Source organism: Cohnella sp. GCM10020058 (assembly GCF_042683485.1).
Taxonomy (GTDB): domain Bacteria; phylum Bacillota; class Bacilli; order Paenibacillales; family Paenibacillaceae; genus Cohnella.
Genome location: NZ_JBHUJV010000006.1, coordinates 111,744 through 129,725, shown reverse-complemented (window position 1 = coordinate 129,725; position 17,982 = coordinate 111,744). Strand labels below are relative to the sequence as shown.

Here is a 17,982-nt window from a genome sequence, read left to right as displayed (position 1 = left end):
ATTACCTCTTTGAGACGATGCTTACTTCGCGTCCGCGATCGCCTGATTCATCATTTCGGCGACCTTCTTGGCGCCTTCTTCGACCGAGATCGCGCCGCCCCATGCCTGGGACATGATCTCGCTCTCCTTCGCGAACCAGACCGGATACGACTTGGAGCCGCTCGGATAAGGGACCGCGTCCGCCGTCTGGTCGATGAACACCTGCAGGTTCAAGTCCGGCTTGGACTTCACCCATGCATCCTGCGTGCCGTTGAACGCCGGGATCGCCGCGCCCATTTGCGCCGTAATGTCAGCCGCTTCCTTCGAGCCGAGGAACTTCAGGAACTGCCAGGACTCGTCCTTGTGCTTGCCCTTCGCGGACATCACGTTGCCGAGGCCGTTGATGATGTTGCCGCGCTTGACCTTGCCGCTCGGCAGCTTCGCCCAGTCGTACTTGCCTTTGATGACGTCGCTGCTTGCCAGGTTGCCGTTATCCCACGAGCCGTCGAAAATCATCGCGAGCTTGCCGGACTTGAACATCTCGACCGCGTCCGTGTCGGTCATCTGCTGATGCGTCGGCGAAGCCTTGTCGAGGATCAGCTGGTAGCGGGCTTTGAGCGCTTCGATGGTAGCCGGCTCGTCATAGCCGGACTTCGTCATGTCGTCGTTCAGGATGTAGCCGCCGTTCGCCAGAATGTCGTTCCAGTAACCGGCTTGCGTATCGAGCTTGGCGCCGAAGCCGTAGATGCCCTTGTCCGGCTGGCTGAGCTTCTTGGCTACTTCGGCAAGCTTCTCGTAGGTCCACGTATCGTCCGGATATGGAATGCTCGCCTGATCGAACAGCTCCTTGTTATACGCGAGGCCGATCGTATCGAAATCCTTCGGAATGCCGTAATTTTGCCCGTCGAGCGTGTAAATCGATCCGAGGTTCGAGGCGTAGTTGTTCAGATCGATCTCGCCCGCTTGCACCTTGTCCGTGATCGGCTCGAGGAACTGGCCCGTCGCATACTTGATGAACTGGCCGCCGTGCATCCAGAAGACGTCGGGCAGCGTGCCTGCCGGCGCGGCCGCGGACATCTTGGTCCAGTAGTCGCCCCAAGGGATGACGTCGACCTTGACCTTGATGTTCGGGTTCTGATCGGTGAACGCCTTGGCGATCGCCTCCATGGCCGGCTGCTGGTTCTTGTCCCAGATCGTATAGGAGATCGTGACGGCTTTGCCGCTGTCGCCGCCTGCCGGCTTGCTGGCCGCGGGGCTCGAAGCGCCCCCTGCCGAAGCCGGCGCGCTGCTTGCCGCGTTGCCTCCGTTATTCGAGTTGCCGCCGCAGGCAGCCAGCGCCAGCGAAGCGACGAGCAGTACGCCGGCCGCCGAAGCCGCTTTCGATTTCTTTGTTACGTTCATCGTGATATCCCCCTCGTATTTGGCTGATGATCGTCGTGAGCTCTTGACGATCTCATCATAAAGCACAGGATTTGCGCGTTGATATGCCCCGATTTTAAGATTGAAACCACATTCTTTAGATCCCCTTTCCTGTCGTCTGCGTTGTCTGCATAATTAAAACTGAAGCAAAAATTCAGCTGAACGAGGACGCAAAAACCGATGGCATCCGCCCGCATCCGTCCGTTACAGACAAGGAGAATCAAGCCATGAACGACATATCTATAGCCAGGCTGCCCGGCGAATATTGGTGGGGGGGCGTGATCAACGAAGGCAGCGCCATGCCGTTCGGACGCACGGCCCATGCGAGAGATCTGCGCATGACGGACGACAATCAGGCCTCTCCCCTGCTTATATCCAGCCAAGGAAGATACCTATGGAGCGAGGAACCTTTCGCCTTCCGCGCCGACGAGGAAGGACTGACCGTCTCGCCAGGCGCCGGCGAGGTTATCCTGGAAGAAGGACATGGTTCGCTCAAGGGCGCATACATGCATGCCAGCGGCGCCCATTTCCCGCCGTCCGGCCGGATCCCCGATGCGCTTGCCTTCACGGCGCCGCAATACTGCACCTGGATCGAGATGTTCTACGCGCCCACGCAGGACAAGATTATCCGCTACGCGGAATCGATCCTGGCGAACGGACTGCCGCCGGGCATCCTCATCGTCGACGACAACTGGATGAAAGACTACGGCATGTGGGACTTCGACAAGCACCGGTTCCCTGATCCGGCTGCCATGGTCGAAGAGCTGCACCGCATGGGCTTCAAGGTGATGCTGTGGATGTGCCCTTATGTGAGCCCGGACAGCACGATCTTCAAGGCGCTCCGCAGCGGCGGGCTCCTCATGATCGGCGCGGACGGAGCGCCAGTGCTCCGTCAATGGTGGAACGGCTACAGCGCCGTCATCGACTATACGAAGGCGGAAGGCGCGGCCTGGTTCAGGCGGCAGATGGACCGGCTGATCGCGGACTACGGCGTGGACGGCTTCAAGCTCGACGCCGGCGAGCCGATCCTGCCGGGCGCGCCTGACGTGACGCAGCCCGTCGCCTGGTCGCGTCCGCTGCGCCAGCTCGAGGATTGCGAGGCCTACGCGTCCCTCGGCGTCGGCTACTCGCTCATCGAGCTGCGCATGTGCTGGAAGCTCGGCGGTCAGGCGCTCATCCAGCGCCAGCGGGACAAGACGCATACCTGGGACGCGGGCGGGCTCGGCGGCCTGATCCCGAACGCCATCGCACAGGGGCTGCTCGGTTATGCGTTCAACTGTCCCGACATGATCGGCGGCGGCATGGACGGCGACATCAACGCCCCCGACTTCCGCTTCGACAGCGAGCTGTTCGTCCGCTATGCCCAGTGCGCCGCGCTGTTCCCGGTCATGCAGTTTTCCATGGCGCCCTGGCGCGTGCTGAGCGGCGACGAGCTGGCCTGGTCGCTGGACGCCGTGCGGCTGCGCACCGAGCTCGGAGAGGAACTGCTGGCGCTCGCCCGCCAGGCGGCAGTCGACGGTCTCCCGATCCTGCGCAGCCTGGCGTTCGAGTACCCGGACCAAGGCTACGAGCTTGTGCAAGATCAGTTCCTGCTCGGCTCGGACCTGCTCGTCGCGCCGGTCGTCGTCAAGGGACAGACGGCCAGAGTCGTTCATTTCCCTGAAGGCCGCTGGCTCGGAGATGACGGCAGCCTCGTCGAAGGCCCCGCCGCGCTTGAGATCGAGGCGCCGCTATCGCGGCTGCCGTGGTATCGTAAGCAGTAGGCGTATGCAATGAACCGTAAATTCGCAATGATCCGTAAATCTGCAATGATCCGTAAATCTGCAATGAACCGTAATTTCACAATGAACCGAAATGCACTATAACGATTCGCAACGAATTGCAATAAATCGCAGGAATCGAACCATGGGGGGAGAACGCATGTATGAGCTGCTAATCGTCGACGACCACTCTCACCTCGTGGACAGCCTCGAACGCAACATGCCATGGCAGGAGCTGGGGATCGGCAAGGTGCACAAGGCGTTTTCCGGCGAAGAGGCGCTTGAATTTTGCAAGACCTGCCCCGTCGACATCGTCCTCACCGATATCCGAATGCCCGGCATCTCCGGCCTGGAGCTGATCCAGCAGCTCAAAAAATACGACAAGCACTTCAAAAGCATCTTGCTGTCCGGCTACGGGGAATGGGATTATGCGCAGGAGGCGATCCGGCAGCAGGTCGACGGCTACCTGCTCAAGCCGGTGGATCACGAGGAGCTGGCCGGCACGGTACGCCGGTTGACGGAGGCGCTTCGCCTTGAATGGGACGAGCGCGGCAGGCAGCAGAAGGCCATGGATATGGTCCGCGAGCATATGCCGCTGTTCAGGGAAAAGCTGCTGACGGATCTGCTGCAAGGGCGGAAGCTGCCGCCCGAGCTGCTTGAGGAGAAGCTGGCTTATTACCAGCTGCCGTTTCGCCCGGGAGACCTGACGGCGATGTGTCTGCTGCGCATCGAGTCGTCCGCGGAGGAGCTGAACTGGCGGGACCATTCCCTGCTCGCCTCCGCCGTCGTCAATATCGCGGAGGAGACGTTCTCGGATCTGTTCCACGTCTGGCACGGCCGCGATGCCTACGATTACGAGGTGTTTATCCTTAAGGTCCGGGAGGAATCGTGGCTGGCGCAGGATCCGCAGCCCGAGCTTGCCCGGCAGCAATCGTTCGAGCATCTCGCCTCGCGGCTGCAGCAGCATGTCAGGCAGTTTCTCAAGAGCAGCGTCTCGATCGTCCTGAGCGATTGGCAGGTCATGTCGCGCGGCCTGCGCGGCATGTACCGGGATTCGCTCGCCGTATTCGCCCGCCAGCTCGGCGGCGGGACCGATCTGCTCATCCGCCTGCAGGACGCCGCCACGCCCGAGATGCCCTACCGCATTCACAGCCTGTACGAGTCGCCGACGTTCATTCAGCTGTCCGAGATCGGCCAGTGGGAGGCGATCCGCTTGAAGTGGGACACGGTCTTCCAGGAGGTGGCCGACAAAGGGATGGAATCGCGGGAGACGCTGCTCGAACTCTATTATCACGCCATGGGCGCCTTCAGTTTCTTTGCCCACAAAAACGGGCTCAGTCTCCACGACGTCTTTCCGTCCGAGCCCGACAGGCCCGGCGACGCCGGCCGGTTCCGTCAGATGCGCCAGCTCCAGGACTGGGTCGCGCACACGCTCGATCAGTTGCAGGAGATGACCAAGAGCGAATGGAACAACGAGCAGGCCGCACTCATCCGCAAGGTGCAGCAGTTCATCGCGGAACGGCTCGCCGATGCCACGCTCCAGTCGGCGGCGGACCACGTCGGCCTGCATCCGGCGTATCTGTCTTCGCTGTTCAAGAGCAAGATGAGCGAAAATATAAGCGACTATCTGTACCGGGCGCGTATGCAGCGGGCACGCGAGCTGCTGCTCGAGCAGCCCGACCTCAAGGTCAGCGACGTCGCTTCGGCGATCGGCTATCACAAGCCGCAGTACTTCATCAAGCTGTTCAAGGAGCATTACGGCCTGACGCCGCAAGACTACCGGAACAAATCCTCCTGACCGGGGAACGATTAGCGGATCCGCTGGGCGATAGACAGGCCTGTGCCCGTGCCGCTGCGCCCCTTGCCGGGCGAGCGCTCCATCATTGCATAGATGAGCCTTAGACTGCAAAAAGCGTGCCGACCCTAGGAGGTCGGCACGCTTTTGCTCGTTTCAGAAAGTATAAATTGGGCGGCGATTTGTGACAGGTTAGCGCGCTTTCGGCATGACGGCTTATCGGAAGGTTGGCAGGCCCCAAAACTGCATTTGTACATGTATTTTCTGTCGGCTCGCGCCACTGGAGGAAATACCTGCAAATGTGCAGGCAATTGCAGAGCGCAAGCCAAAAACCCGGCCGATGAAGGAAAATGCCTGCACATTTGCAGTTATCCTGTTGAAAGGGGCCGACATTGACGGAAATAGATGTATATTTGCAGGCATTTCGGCGAATGAACAACACGGCAGCATGCGAGGGCAATGTAGCTCTGGACAGAACCTCTTCGTGGCTTCGCGGCACCTATCCGCCAGCCTGCCCCTTTTACACTTACCTGAGCGCCGGCTTGGAAAATTCGTTATCCGGGATAGCGAAAGAGCCGCCCCGTCAGTCATCTCGTGACTTATGAGACAGCTCCTGTTTTATCTTCGTCCGCTCAATATCCTATTCCTTGTACCATTCCTTCGGAATCATGTCCCGCTCCCGCTCCAACAGCTCGCGGATGATCAGATCCGCGTCGTGAATCGAGCTGACCAACGGATCGGACAGCATCGCCCTGCGCAATTTCGCGTAGCTGCGCTCCACGACGGCCTCCGCGGTCAGCTCGTGCGTGTCCAGCACTTGCTCCTGCATGCCGCGGATACCCCGCGGCATCTCGCCTACAGGCAACGGCTTGATCCCGTCCCGCCCGACTTCGCAGAGCAGCTCCAAAAACGCATCGTCGTTCATATTGGTAACGGCTCCGCGGTTCAACGTATTCAGGAAGAAGCGCTTGCCCAGATTCCCTACCATATTTTCGATGATATCGGTGGCATGGTCGGGACCGAACGACTTCATATAGTCCGCAATCGGCAAGCGGCCGGACAGGAAGCCGTCCACCTGCTGCCACATCTCCTCGTGCCGCAAATACCGGTCCTCCGTCTCCCAGATCGACAGCGGCGGGATCGCGTCCTTCGTCTTGCCAAGACCTTGCCAGAATCGCACGTATTCCTTGGTATGGGCCGTGCAGGTCGGAATATAGCCGAAAATATCGTACAGCTCGTACGTGATAGCATCGTTATAAAGCGCTTTGGCGCCCTTGTCCCCGCCGTCGTTTTCCGTGCCGGCCGACGCCCGGAGCGACTCGGCGATCCGGGCCATGACGTCCCTTCCCTCATGCTCCGCCTTTAGCAGCCAAGTGAAGTGATTGACCCCGGCCACGCGGAAATCGAACTGCCGGTCGATCTCGTCGATAAATTCGCCCGGATCCCCGATGATACCCGCCCGAACCGCGTAATACGCTTTTTTGTGCGGCATATGATGGCTGTCGCACAGTGCGAAGCTCTTGAGCTTCGGCGCGTAACGGCTGAGCGCGATGCCGTGAACGGTAGACGGATTAATGTAGTTAATCACCCAGGCGTCAGGACACAGCTCCTCGATGTCTTTGGCGCATGCCACAATGACTGGCAGCTCCCGCATCGCCCGAAAGATGCCGCCCGGTCCGATCGTATCCCCCGAGCACATGCGAATCCCGTACTTCAGCGACACCTCGCAGTCGATGCCGCGGTACTTGACCGTGTCCTCCGCGAAGCTGAGCACGACGAAGTCCGCCCCCTCCAGCACCTCCCGGCGATTCGTCGATCCCTCCACCTTCAAGGGCACGCCGTTCTCCTGCGCCACCATCCTAGCAAGCCGGACCATCTTGGACAGCCGCTCTTCGTTCGTGTCCACCAGGGCCAGCGTGCCGCTGTTCAAATAAGGAGAGTGAACCATCTGCCATATCGACTGACGCCCGAAAAACAGACTGCCCGCTCCGACGACGACGACCTTCGGATGCCGTCCGTTTGAATCGATCAACACTAGGACCTCCCATTTTGTGATAACTCCATTTGGCTACGGCTTCATTATAAAAGACCGGGGAAAATGGAGAATATGCGATGGTTCGATGTTCATGTCAAATAGTAAGATGTTAATCCGTCCATTCAGCCAGTGATATAATGGGTTTCTGATAAGAATGTCTAATAGGGGGATTATCATGGCGGATATGTTCATTTTCGACGAGCTGTCGGAGATGATCTCGATTCGAATCAACTCCTTCAACGAGGAAGATCACGGGCGGGATTGGATCGAGCACAAGACGCACAGCGACTACGATCTCTGGTTCGTTCAGTCCGGGCAAGTCCAAGTTCAAATCGATGGAACCGAACATACGGCAAGCGCAGGCGACGTCGTGTTCTTCTACCCCCAGATTCCGTATCGAGCTTCCGCACCAGCCGAGGGCTGCAGGTTTATGTACATTCATTTCGAGTACGGGATCGGCGGGCAGCAGAGAATTTTAAAAGACTTTCCGTTATCGGGCATTATTCGGCGTGAACTCATTGGCGAAGAAACACGCTTGTTCGCCGAATCGTTCGGACGAGCGACGGAAAGGGGAGGAACGCCCGGCGGCCGATTGTATCTGAAGGCCGGTCTGACCGCGGTCATCGCCAGAATCATCGAGCTGTACGGTCAAGACCGCTATACTGGCGCTTTCCTGAACGGCAAAACGCCGCGAAGGTCCGAACGAAATCTGGACACGTTGCAGCCGATTTTCCAATATATCGACGCCCATCTGCACCAGCCGATTAAAATGGCCGAGCTGGCTGCATTGGCGGGAATTTCCGAGAAGTATTTTATTTCCTATTTTAAAAAATCGCTTGGCATTACGCCGGGACAATATTTATTCCAAGTGAAAATGAACAGAGCCAGGGAATATATTTATCGAAAAAATTATTCCGTTCAGCAAATCGCGGGTTTGCTCGGATATCCCGATCCGTTCACGTTTTCCAAGGCGTTCAAAAAACACTATCGCGTGCCGCCGTCCAAGTTTGTGTAGGCATCTATCCGATCCGAATCTGGGGTCGTGCGAAAGTCTATCGACGGCTCGTCCGACAGCCTTCCCACGGGCCAGCGTATCGCCGCCAGCGTCGTTCTGTCGCCGCAATGCCTGCAAATATCTTTTCATGCCAATTCGGACCCTTATGTACAAAATTGATGCAAATATACAGGCATTTTCCTTCATCAGTCGGACTTTTTGCTTGCGCTTTGCATTTACCTGCACATTTGCAGGCATTTCCTCCAGTGGCACGAGCCGATCGTAAATACATGTACAAATGCAGTTTTTTGGGCCCGCCAAACATCCGTAAAGCTCCGAAAAACCCTTCTCCGAGTGAACCGTCGGAGAAGGGTTTTCGAGGACGTTACCTATTCGCTTTGTGCTATACCTATACCTTCATCTGCTTGCTCCGATTGCGCCTTGGCCGCCAGCATCCGCAGCAGAACCGTGACCGTCTCCGCTCTCGTTGCGGCAGCTTTCGGGAAGAAGCCGTTGCCGCCTTTTCCCTGCATGATGCCCAGCTTCTTTATCTCGGCTACTGCCCCTGCGGCCCAGGCCGGGATGTCGCGATCGTCCGCGAAGCCGGCGGAGCCTTCGGCAGGCGCCAGCTTCAACGCTCTCGCCAGCATGACGGCCATTTCCGCTCTCGTCATAGGCGCGTCCGGACGGAAGTTATCGTTGGCATCGCCCTGGATAAGCCCCATGCTTACGGCTTGGGCAACGGCCGTCCGGGCCCAAGATCCGATCCGGTCCGCGTCCTTGAAGGACAAGGCTGACGCTTCGCTCTGCAGCTTCAGCGCCTTGGCCAGCATCACCGCGAATTCGGCGCGGGTCACCGTGCGGTCGGGCCGGAAGGAGCCGTCCGGATATCCGGCGACGATTCCCTGCTTTTCCGCTTCCAGGATATTGGCCTGCGCCCAGTGGCCGGCAACATCAACAAAGATATGGCCGGTTCCCGGCATTTCCGGCGTACCCGGATTTTCGGTCGGCGGTTCAGGCGTTACCGGCGGCGTCACCGGAGGTGTCACCGTCCCTGGATTGCTGCCATTGTCGCCGCCCGAGCGTTCGTTCACGGAGATCTTCACTTGCCCCGTTACGGTCGGCGTCGCGGTCAGAACGGCCGTAATCGTTATTTCTCCGGCTGCGGACGGCGCCGTGAACAACGCGCTGAACCCGCCATTCACATCCGTCATCACGCTATCGGTCTTGATGCTGCCCGACGAAGCCGCAAGCTTGACCTCTACGCCAGGGACCGGAACATCGTCGCCATCGTAGACGACGCCTGAAACGGTCGCTTCGCCCCCCGCCGTCACGGAAGCCGGCGTCGCCTGCAGTTCGATGCGAGCGGGCACCTGTACGGCCTCATTTACGTAGACGACAGTCGTCCCTCTTACGGATAGATCTGCGGTCGTGACCGCCGTAATCGTCACTTCCCCGGCAGCGGACGGCGCCGTAAAGACCGTGCCGAACCCGCCGTTCTCGTCCGTCACCGCCGTGGCGGCCTTGACGCTCCCCGCTGCAGCCGTAATCTCGACCGCTACGCCGGCCACCGGAAGATCGTCGCCGTCGTAGACGACGCCCGTCACGGACGCTTCTTCTCCGAACGTCACGGAAGCCGGCGACGCTTGAAGCGCGATTCGCACAGGCACTTGCGCCGCCCGGTTCACGGACACGGTAAGCGTATCCGTCACGGACGGACTTGCGGGCACGATCGCCGAGATCGTCAGATCCCCTGCCGTCAGCGGCGCCGTATAGACCTTGCTGAACCGGCCGTCCGCATCCGTAACCGCGCTAACGGTGTCGAAGCCTCCCGGCGATGCCGATATTTCGACGGCTACGCCGGCAATCGGAAGACGGTCGCCGTCGTACACGACGCCTGAGACGGACACGTCTTCGCCGACCGTCACAGAAGGCGGCGTCGCTTGCAGCTCGATGCTGGCGGGCACCTTCTCTACGGTCTCGGCACCGTACACTTTAAATTCCCAGAGCGAGTAGCCGTAGGCACTCCCTCTTTTCAAGCCGTTCATCTTCACGTATCTGGCATTCACCGGTTCGAAGGCGATCTCGTCGATATCGCCGTCTCCGGCCGCAGTGCTATATACGGTCGTCCAGTCTGCCGCATTGTCGGACACCTGAATCTGGTACTCCTTGCCGTACGCGGTCTCCCAATGCAGCACGACCTTCTCGATCGGTTGACTTGCGCCGAGATCGACGTAAATCCACTGCTGATCGGAATAGTTGGATCCCCAGCGGGTCGTCAGCGAGCCGTCGACCGCATTCCCGGCCGATACGTCGGCGGCTCTGGTCGAACTAACCGTTGCCGCCTTGCCCTCTGCGAGATTCGGCGCCACCGCTTCATAGACGTTAAACTCGGATAGCGAGTAACCCGCTCCGTTCCCCTGCTGTACGCCCTGCATCCGGACGTACCGGGCACCGGCTTTGCCGAACGTGATGTCGTCAATTCCGCCGTCGCCCATGGATGTGGCGTAGACGTCGGTCCAGGCGACCGCATCGTTCGAAACCTGGATTTTGTAGCTCTTTCCGTATGCCTGCTCCCACTTTAACCTGACTTTATTGATCGTATATTGATCCTGCAAATCTACGACAAGCCATTCGTCGTTCGAAGCGTCCGATTGCCAGTAAGAGGTTCTGTACAAGTCCGTCGCGTTCGATGCGAATTGCTTGCCCTTGCTGGACGAAGCGGTCGCGCCCTTGCTGTAAGCGAGATCGAATCCGCTGTCGTCAATCGAAGCGCCCTCGTTCACCGTCATGCTTCGGCCGGCGAAGATGTCCTTGCCGAGTCGATAGGTTGTCGTCGATTTTTCTCCGTTCCGGTCCAGCGTTACGTTCACCGTAATTCCCGGCGTCTCGGGATTGGCGGCCGAGATGCGGACCGGCGACGCGGATTCGTCAACGATAACCATAGCCGGCTTATCCACCGCGACCGTCAAGCCGTCTCTCGCCGTCACTGTTCCGGGTTGATAGAACAGCATTTCCGTAATGCCAAGGGTATCGTGCCGAACAGCCTGGGCCGACGCAGTATTCGCCACAATGCGGATCGGATTGTCGTTCGCGTAGCTGCCGACTTCCTCGGCGCTTTTGTTCGGCAGAACGATGTACTGGTAGGAAGCGCTGGTCGGCTTCACGCCATGATCGAGCCAGATCGAGAAAATCGGCTTGGTGACCGGATCCGTCGCGCTTCCCGTGACGACGTCGCTCCATTTGCCCGTCTTCGTCTCCAGCTTGACTTGGAAATCCGTCGGATTCGGAAATACATAGCCGATCCGGTCGTTGTAGGCCCATTTCCCGTTCGTCTGCTTCGTTCCTTCCGCCATCGCCTGGCCGTCCACGATGACGTCGCCTGCCGCCATGCTTTGGTTCAATGTCGTGTGGATCGCGGCGGCATTCGTCGAAGCGATGCCTGCGCCAAGCGCCACCATCTCACCGTCGAAGAAGAAGTAGCCTTTTTTGCCGCTTGTGCTCAGTTTGTTAAAGTCGAATGCGGTGGCGCCGTACCGCTCGTCGGTCACGCCGCCTACGAATGTCTTGGGATTGTTGAAGTTCCCGTCCTTCGTAAGCACGTAAGGGGCCGTCGTGCCGGGAACGTGCGCCCAGTCCATCAACGGGTAGACCGGCCTGTATTCGTCGCCGGTCCGCTGAATGGCGGTCGCGCCTTGCGGCGTCCAGTACAGCAGGTTGTACCCGCTCGGATGAATCGTTCTCCATTCGCCGCCCTTCACCGTGCTGGAGGACATCTTGACCGTAATACCGTAATCCTTGCGCATATGAGACGAGACAAGCGTCTGCCATTGCGTCATATTGTTGTCGTCCAGTCCGTTGCTCGTACTCGTGCCGATATTGCGGATATTGTCCAAAAAGCTGGCGAACTCCGCAGCCCGCTTCGGATTGGCGGCCTCCATCCATTCCATCGGATCTTCGTAGAAGGTCAGGGCCGCGCTCTTGTAATCCGGCCAATCCGGCCCGTTCATCCCCATGCCCAGGTCGGCGACGTCGCCTCTGACTTGATACCGCGTGCCGTCGAGCAAGTAGGACGACAACGAGTCCATCGCCGCCTCGCTATAGGAGAAGACGGTACCTGAGGTAATGTAGGCCCAGAACGACATGTCTCTGGCGAAGCTTCTTCCGTAGCCCGTCGTATAGTTGGTTTTGCCATGCTGGAAAAAGGACATGTCCGACTGGATGCCCGTCACCGTCGTCGTCACGGTCGACAGCACGTTAAACGCGTTCACGGCTTTCCGGACGATCTGAGCATCCTCAAGCAGCACGCCGCGGTACATATAGTTCTGGTTGTACCAGGACGAATTGGCGCCATCGACGGTGTTCGGGCTGCTGTCCAGCGTACCGACGATATTGGAGGCCTGCGCTGCCGTTAAATAACCTTCGCATAATAGCGCGACCTTCTCCAGCCTCAGTTGGGTGCCGATCGTATTCTCCCACCAGTTGGTCGAAGTCGGCTTGACCGTGAACCAATGGTCCAGCGCCTTTTTAATGCCGTTCAACAGCGTCTCGCTATGATAGTTCGGATCCTTCGGATCGGCGAACGCCGCAGCCATCGACTGCATCCGATCCAAGGCCAGGTAGGACGGCCAGCCTCGTCCGTTGGCGGCGGATTGCTTGCTCGCGTAATCGACATCCGCCCAGCTGCCGTCCGATTTCTGGCTGGATAAGTAAGCGGCGGCCTGCGATTTGAAGGTCCATTCGACCCGGCCGTTCGTTCCGTCATTGATGATATCTTTGGAGATGTAGAATTCAACCATCCGCTTCTTCATTAATTTCATATCGGCAATCTCTTGTGCGGCATCCGTCTGCCCGGGCGCGCTCGCCGATGCGGACGCGGATAACCAGATGGACGATAGCATTGAACCGACAAGAACAAGACAGATCCACTTCCTAACGAACCTTTGCATTTGGCCAGTCATGCGCATGCCCTCCTTTGTTAAACAAAACCTGATTCAAACATGATTGAAAGCGCCTTCCAAATTAGGGATGCAAGAAGGCAGTTTGCACTGCCCTCCTGCCTTCAATAAAGCGTGTTGTATATGTCCTCCAACGGGATGTCCGCGCCTGCCATGACTTCGTCCGCGGCCCCGTAATACATGCGGATCTTTCGATCCAGCAAGATGGCGCCGCACGAAAAGACGACCCGGCCGAAAAATCCGTTCACCTCGTAAGCCGCTTCCGGCTCCAGAACGGGCACGCGGGATCTTGCGAGCACCTTAGCCGGATCCTCCAGATCCAGCAGCAGTGCGCCCATGCAGTAACGGTCCGTTACGTCCGCGCCGTGATACAGGACCAGCCAGCCTCCGGGCGTTTTGATCGGAACGGCCCCGCCGCCGATTCTCCCGCCGTCCCATTGCCCTTCCCGCAGGCCGATCAGAAACTGATGGCGGCCCCAGTGGACGAGATCGGGAGATTGCGCAAGCCACATCTCGGGCGAGCCGATCGCCTTCGGCACCGGACGATGCAGCGCATAATAGCTTCCGCCGATCTTTTCGGGGAAAATCGCAACGTCCTTGTTCTCCGGGGGAAGCATCGTGCCGGCCCGCGCAAAGGTAACGAAATCCTCCGTCACGGCGACGCCCACGCTGACGCCCTTCGACGATATCGCGCTGTACGTGATGAAGTACTGTCGGCCGATCCGGGTAATCCTCGGGTCTTCGATGCCCCAAGCCTCCAGCGGGCCGACCGGCAGCATCGCCGGACCGGCATCCACCTTAAAGCGGACGCCGTCCGTGCTTCTCGCGATCCGCAAATAAGAGAGGGACGTCAGATACGCGTATTTTCCCCGCTGCTTGATCACCCGCGAGTCGGACAGATCGTAACGGTCGTCCGACCTGGCGATGCGAATGATCTCCAACGCTCCGCTTGTCTCGCTGAGCACGGGCACCAGCACATGGTTCTCGTCGGATTGAATCGGCATTTCCGCGACGCGAAGCAACAGGATAATCTCGCTGCCGATCGTCGCAACCCCCGCGTTAAACACCCCGACGACCTGAAAACCGGGATGCAGCGGCGTTACGTCTCTTGTTTCCACGATTGGGTTATTCGTAAATCTGCTAATGGCCATCCTCGCGTCTCCCTTACTTCTGCGCCGCCAGATAAGCATCCAGTTGCTTTTGATATTCCGCCTGAATCTTTTTCAGATCCGCGCCGTACTTGGCTTCGAAGTCGGCAAAGGCTTTGTCCGGATCGAGCGTGCCGAGCAGAATCGGGTATACGAACGAGTTCGCCTTCAGCCTTGCCATCTCTTGCAGCACCGGCTCCGGGTTAAAGGTAAAGCCGGAATCCTTCGATTTCGTGAAGTTGGCCGCATCCTTCGCCCAGTTCCACCACTTCAGCTCATCCGGCGACAAGGACGCGTCATAGCGTTCGTAAGTCGGATTCCAGATCCAGTCGAAGCCGAAGTTCGGGTAGTCGCCGTTAAGCGCCTTAAAGCCGTCTTCGCCGACCGACTGCCAGTTTTGTCCCTCAATGCCGTAGCTGAGCAAATCGTAGTTTTCCTTTTCGTTCGCCCAGTTCAAGAACATCATGGCGCGCTCTTTATTTTTGCTGCCCTTCGGCACGCTGATGAAGTTCCATTGCTTGAAATCGGTCTGGTACTTTTGGGACGGATCCATAAAGGTGACCCATTCTGCCGAACCGCCGAGCTTGCCGACCGCGTCCTGAATCGATGACGGAATTCCCACGTCCGCGGAAGTGATCGCCGCCGTTTTGCCTGCCGTGAACAGATCTCTTTCGTTCTGCACCGCCAGATTGTCCTTGTTGATGATGCCGTCCTGATACCATTTCCGCATGCTCAGAATGCCCGACCAGATGGCGGCGTCCTTATTTTCGAACATCGTGTAGATTTTGCCGTCATTGTTTTTCTTATAGAAGAACGGATACATCTCGGGAATTTCTTGCTTGATATCGTAGGCCGAATCGAAATAGAAAGGATATGCGTTGGTAATGCGGTCCGTCGACACCAGCGTCGTCAAGGGACTCATGCCCTGCTCGCTTTCTTTCACCTTGTACAAGTACTGCGAGAGATCGTCTAACGTTTTAAGCGGCTGCATGCCGTATTTTTCTCTCAGGTCTTTGCGAATGTAAAAGCCTTTGATCTGGTATTGAGACACGCCGAGCGGTATGCCGTAAATGTGACCGTTGAACTTGTTCGCGTCCCACATTTCCTGCGGCCGGGTTTCCAATATCGTCTGACCGTACTGCTGCAGCAGCGGCTCCAAGTCCTCGTACGTATCGGATGCGACCATTTTGTTCATGTGCAGCCAGGGCGCATCGAAGATCAGGTCGACGGCTTCCCCGGAAGCGAGCGCGAGCGAGGTTTTATTGTCCAGATCCGACCATGGAATGAACGTGATATTAAGCTTGACGTTCAGCGTGCCGGCCATCCGCTTTTCCGCTTCGGCGATGACGGCATCCATATCCTTGGGACGGTCTCCGGGAATATAAATCTTTAAGGTAGCGGGACTTAGCGCCTTATCCGGATCCGCTTTTTGCGTCCCGGCAGCGCTGCTTGATCCCGCGGCTTCTTTGCTGTCGTTGTTGCTGCAGCCGGCCAATACGCCTGAAGCGGTCAGCGTCGTCAAGCACGCCAGCAGCATCCATTTTCTTTTCAATTCAACTACCTCCCTGGAATCTTTCTTTATATGCTCAACCGTATACCGGTTATAGCCCGTTTTAGCCTTTGACCGACCCGATCGTCAGCCCTTTGACGAAGTATCGCTGCAAGAAAGGGTATAACAGAACGATCGGACCGATCGTCACGCAGACGGTTGCCAGCTGAATCCCGTATGCGGGTATCTGCTGGAGCTGGCTTGCCGACGCGCCTTGAATGTAAGCCGCGGCATTCATATTGGAGATCAGCTGCCGAATCATGATTTGAAGCGGATGCAGCGTATAATCGTCGACGAACAACAAGGCGAGCCACCAGTCGTTCCAATATTGCAAGGCGTACAGGAGCGTCGTCGTGGCGAGGACCGGCGTCGTGATCGGCAGTATGATGCGGAAGAACGTCCGCCATTCGCCGGAGCCGTCGACCGTGGCGGCTTCATTCAGTTCATAGGGCACCGTGCGGAAAAACGAAACCAGGACGAACGTATTGAACGGGTTCAAGAGATACGGGAGGATCAGCGCCCACAGCGTATCCTTCAAATGCAGCCAGTTGACGACCAGCATGTAAAAGCCGACCAATCCCGAGCCGAACAGCATCGTAAAGTAAGTTAAAAACGACAGCATATTTTTGTATTTAATCTTGCGGTGCGCCAGCACGTAGGCAAACATGGCGCTTATGAGGACGGCGGAAAGCGTGCCGATGACGGTCGTTTCAATCGTCACAAGGTAGCTTCTGTACACTTGCCCGCCCTTGAGCAGGAATTCGTACGCGTACAGGCTCAGCTTGCCGGGGATCAGTTTAAAGCCTTCCATCCGAAGACTGCTCTCGTCCGTAAAGGAGCCGATAAGGACCATCCAGAACGGAATGAAGCAAAACAGCGCGAAAAGCGTCGCAATCGCATAAGCGGAACCGTTGACGAGCCAATCGCTGACACTTTTTTTCGAACGTCGTTGCATTTGCGGGGTTCTCCTTTTAGAAAAGCCTGGATTCGGGATCGTATTTTTTCACAAGTCCGTTAAACAACAGAATCGTAATCAGACCCATGACGGATTGGTAGAGTGCCACCGAGGAAGCCATGCCGAAGTCGCCCAACCCGCGAAGCGCGCGAAACGTGAAGGTATCGATGACGTCGGTCGTCGGATAGAGCAGTGAATTTTCTCCGACAATGCCGTAGATCATGCCGAAGTCTCCGTAGAAGATCCGCCCGACCGCTAGCAGCGTCAATATAATTAAAGTAGGTCTCAGCAGCGGAAACGTAATATAAAAGATTTGTTGGAGCCGATTGGCCCCGTCGATTCGCGCGCTCTCATAGAGTTCGTCCGAGATGCCCGAGATGGCTGCCAGAAAGATAATCGAGTTGTACCCGGAAAACTTCCAGATGGAAATGACGGTCAGGATGACCGGCCAGTAGGCCGGTGAGCTGTACCAATCGATCGCGCCGATGTGAAGCGACTGCAGCTCATGATTGATCATCCCGTTGGTCGAGTTGAGCAAGCCGAACACCATCAGGCTGACGACCAGCCAGGATACGAAGTAAGGAAGAAAAATAACGGATTGCGCAAGCTTCTTATAAAACCGGAAACGAATCTCGTTGAGCGAGATGGAAAGAACGAAGGCAAGACCGAGACCGAAGGCGAGAAACAGCGCGTTAAGCCCGATTGTATTGAGCGTCACATGGATCCAGTCGTTGCTGCCGAAAAGAAATTTGAAGTTATTGAAGCCGTTCCATTCGCTCCCCCAAATCCCTTTCGAAACGGAAAATTTCTTAAAAGCGATCACGTGCCCCACCATGGGGAGATAGGCAAAAACAATCAGAAAAAGCAGACCGGGCAGCGCCATCGCATAGATGCTTTTGTTTTTATGCAGTTCCCGCAAAACATTCAATCGTGACCTCTCCTTTCAGTGACCCCATCGTATCGGAACTGGCGCGGTACTGGATAGTTCTCGTTCTATCAAAACGTTGGTTTCACGCGGTTTTGTGCGGTTCTCGTTATAACGAAACGCAAAAGAACCGGCAGGGAAGATCGCCCTGACGGTCCTTTGAGGTTTGGCGGAATATACAAGACGGATTATACAAGGCGGAATATCCGAAGCTGGATTCGCGCGAAACGCCTGTTCGGCGGCTCCTCCGGCAGCCGTTTCGATGGGCGGCCGTCCGTTGGGCAGCCGTCCATGGGGTCGCCGTTCGGGGGCCGGCCGTTGGTCGACCGGCCGTTGGGAGGCCGACCGTTCGTTGGGGCGGTCGGCCGTTGGGGGGCCTCTCGTCGCCCGCGTCATTTTTTTGCCGCAATGCGCTGGCCTCTGTGTTCCTACTTAGGAGCACAGAGGCGTCCCATGCGGAAGGCC

The 17,982-nt window shown here is 57.7% G+C and carries 10 protein-coding genes; 3 read left to right on the top strand and 7 right to left on the bottom strand.

Features of this window, described 5'->3' with window-relative positions:
* Positions 1 to 21: 21 nt before the first annotated feature.
* A complete protein-coding gene (locus tag ACFSR7_RS09080) occupies positions 22 to 1,380 on the bottom strand; it encodes an ABC transporter substrate-binding protein (protein ID WP_378160729.1) in 1,359 nt (452 codons plus the stop codon).
* A 245-nt stretch (positions 1,381 to 1,625) separates the two neighbouring features.
* On the opposite strand from ACFSR7_RS09080, the gene ACFSR7_RS09075 reads away from it, so the two are divergent.
* Together ACFSR7_RS09075 and ACFSR7_RS09070 are read left to right on the top strand one after the other, a co-directional pair.
* Positions 1,626 to 3,161, top strand: a complete 1,536-nt coding sequence (locus ACFSR7_RS09075; RefSeq protein WP_378160727.1) for a glycoside hydrolase family 31 protein — start codon at positions 1,626 to 1,628, stop codon at positions 3,159 to 3,161.
* Positions 3,162 to 3,318: 157 nt separating this feature from the next.
* A complete protein-coding gene (locus ACFSR7_RS09070) occupies positions 3,319 to 4,956 on the top strand; it encodes a response regulator (RefSeq protein WP_378160725.1) in 1,638 nt (545 codons plus the stop codon).
* A 637-nt stretch (positions 4,957 to 5,593) separates the two neighbouring features.
* On the opposite strand, the gene ACFSR7_RS09065 is transcribed toward ACFSR7_RS09070, so the two are convergent.
* Positions 5,594 to 6,985, bottom strand: coding sequence for a family 4 glycosyl hydrolase (locus ACFSR7_RS09065; protein WP_378160723.1), 1,392 nt, complete (start codon positions 6,983 to 6,985; stop codon positions 5,594 to 5,596).
* A 178-nt stretch (positions 6,986 to 7,163) separates the two neighbouring features.
* Between ACFSR7_RS09065 and ACFSR7_RS09060 the strand changes: the two genes are divergently transcribed.
* Entirely contained in the window at positions 7,164 to 8,003 is an 840-nt protein-coding gene (locus tag ACFSR7_RS09060) for an AraC family transcriptional regulator (protein WP_378160721.1), read from the top strand.
* Positions 8,004 to 8,371: 368 nt separating this feature from the next.
* Here ACFSR7_RS09060 and ACFSR7_RS09055 read toward each other — a convergent pair whose 3' ends face one another.
* From ACFSR7_RS09055 to ACFSR7_RS09035, 5 genes are all read right to left on the bottom strand, one after another.
* Positions 8,372 to 12,943, bottom strand: coding sequence for a polysaccharide lyase family 8 super-sandwich domain-containing protein (locus ACFSR7_RS09055; RefSeq protein ID WP_378160719.1), 4,572 nt, complete (start codon positions 12,941 to 12,943; stop codon positions 8,372 to 8,374).
* A gap of 101 nt (positions 12,944 to 13,044) precedes the next feature.
* On the bottom strand, positions 13,045 to 14,091 hold the full coding sequence (locus ACFSR7_RS09050; RefSeq protein WP_378160717.1) for a glycoside hydrolase family 130 protein: 1,047 nt from the start codon (positions 14,089 to 14,091) through the stop codon (positions 13,045 to 13,047).
* A 13-nt stretch (positions 14,092 to 14,104) separates the two neighbouring features.
* Entirely contained in the window at positions 14,105 to 15,640 is a 1,536-nt protein-coding gene (locus ACFSR7_RS09045; protein ID WP_378160714.1) for an extracellular solute-binding protein, read from the bottom strand.
* Positions 15,641 to 15,701: 61 nt separating this feature from the next.
* The gene (locus tag ACFSR7_RS09040; RefSeq protein ID WP_378160712.1) at positions 15,702 to 16,592 is read right to left on the bottom strand and encodes a carbohydrate ABC transporter permease; all 891 of its coding nucleotides are present in this window, start codon (positions 16,590 to 16,592) and stop codon (positions 15,702 to 15,704) included.
* 16 nt (positions 16,593 to 16,608) lie between these two features.
* Positions 16,609 to 17,520 (bottom strand): ABC transporter permease, encoded by a 912-nt coding sequence (locus ACFSR7_RS09035; RefSeq protein WP_378160710.1) that lies wholly within the window; start codon positions 17,518 to 17,520, stop codon positions 16,609 to 16,611.
* Positions 17,521 to 17,982 lie beyond the last annotated feature (462 nt).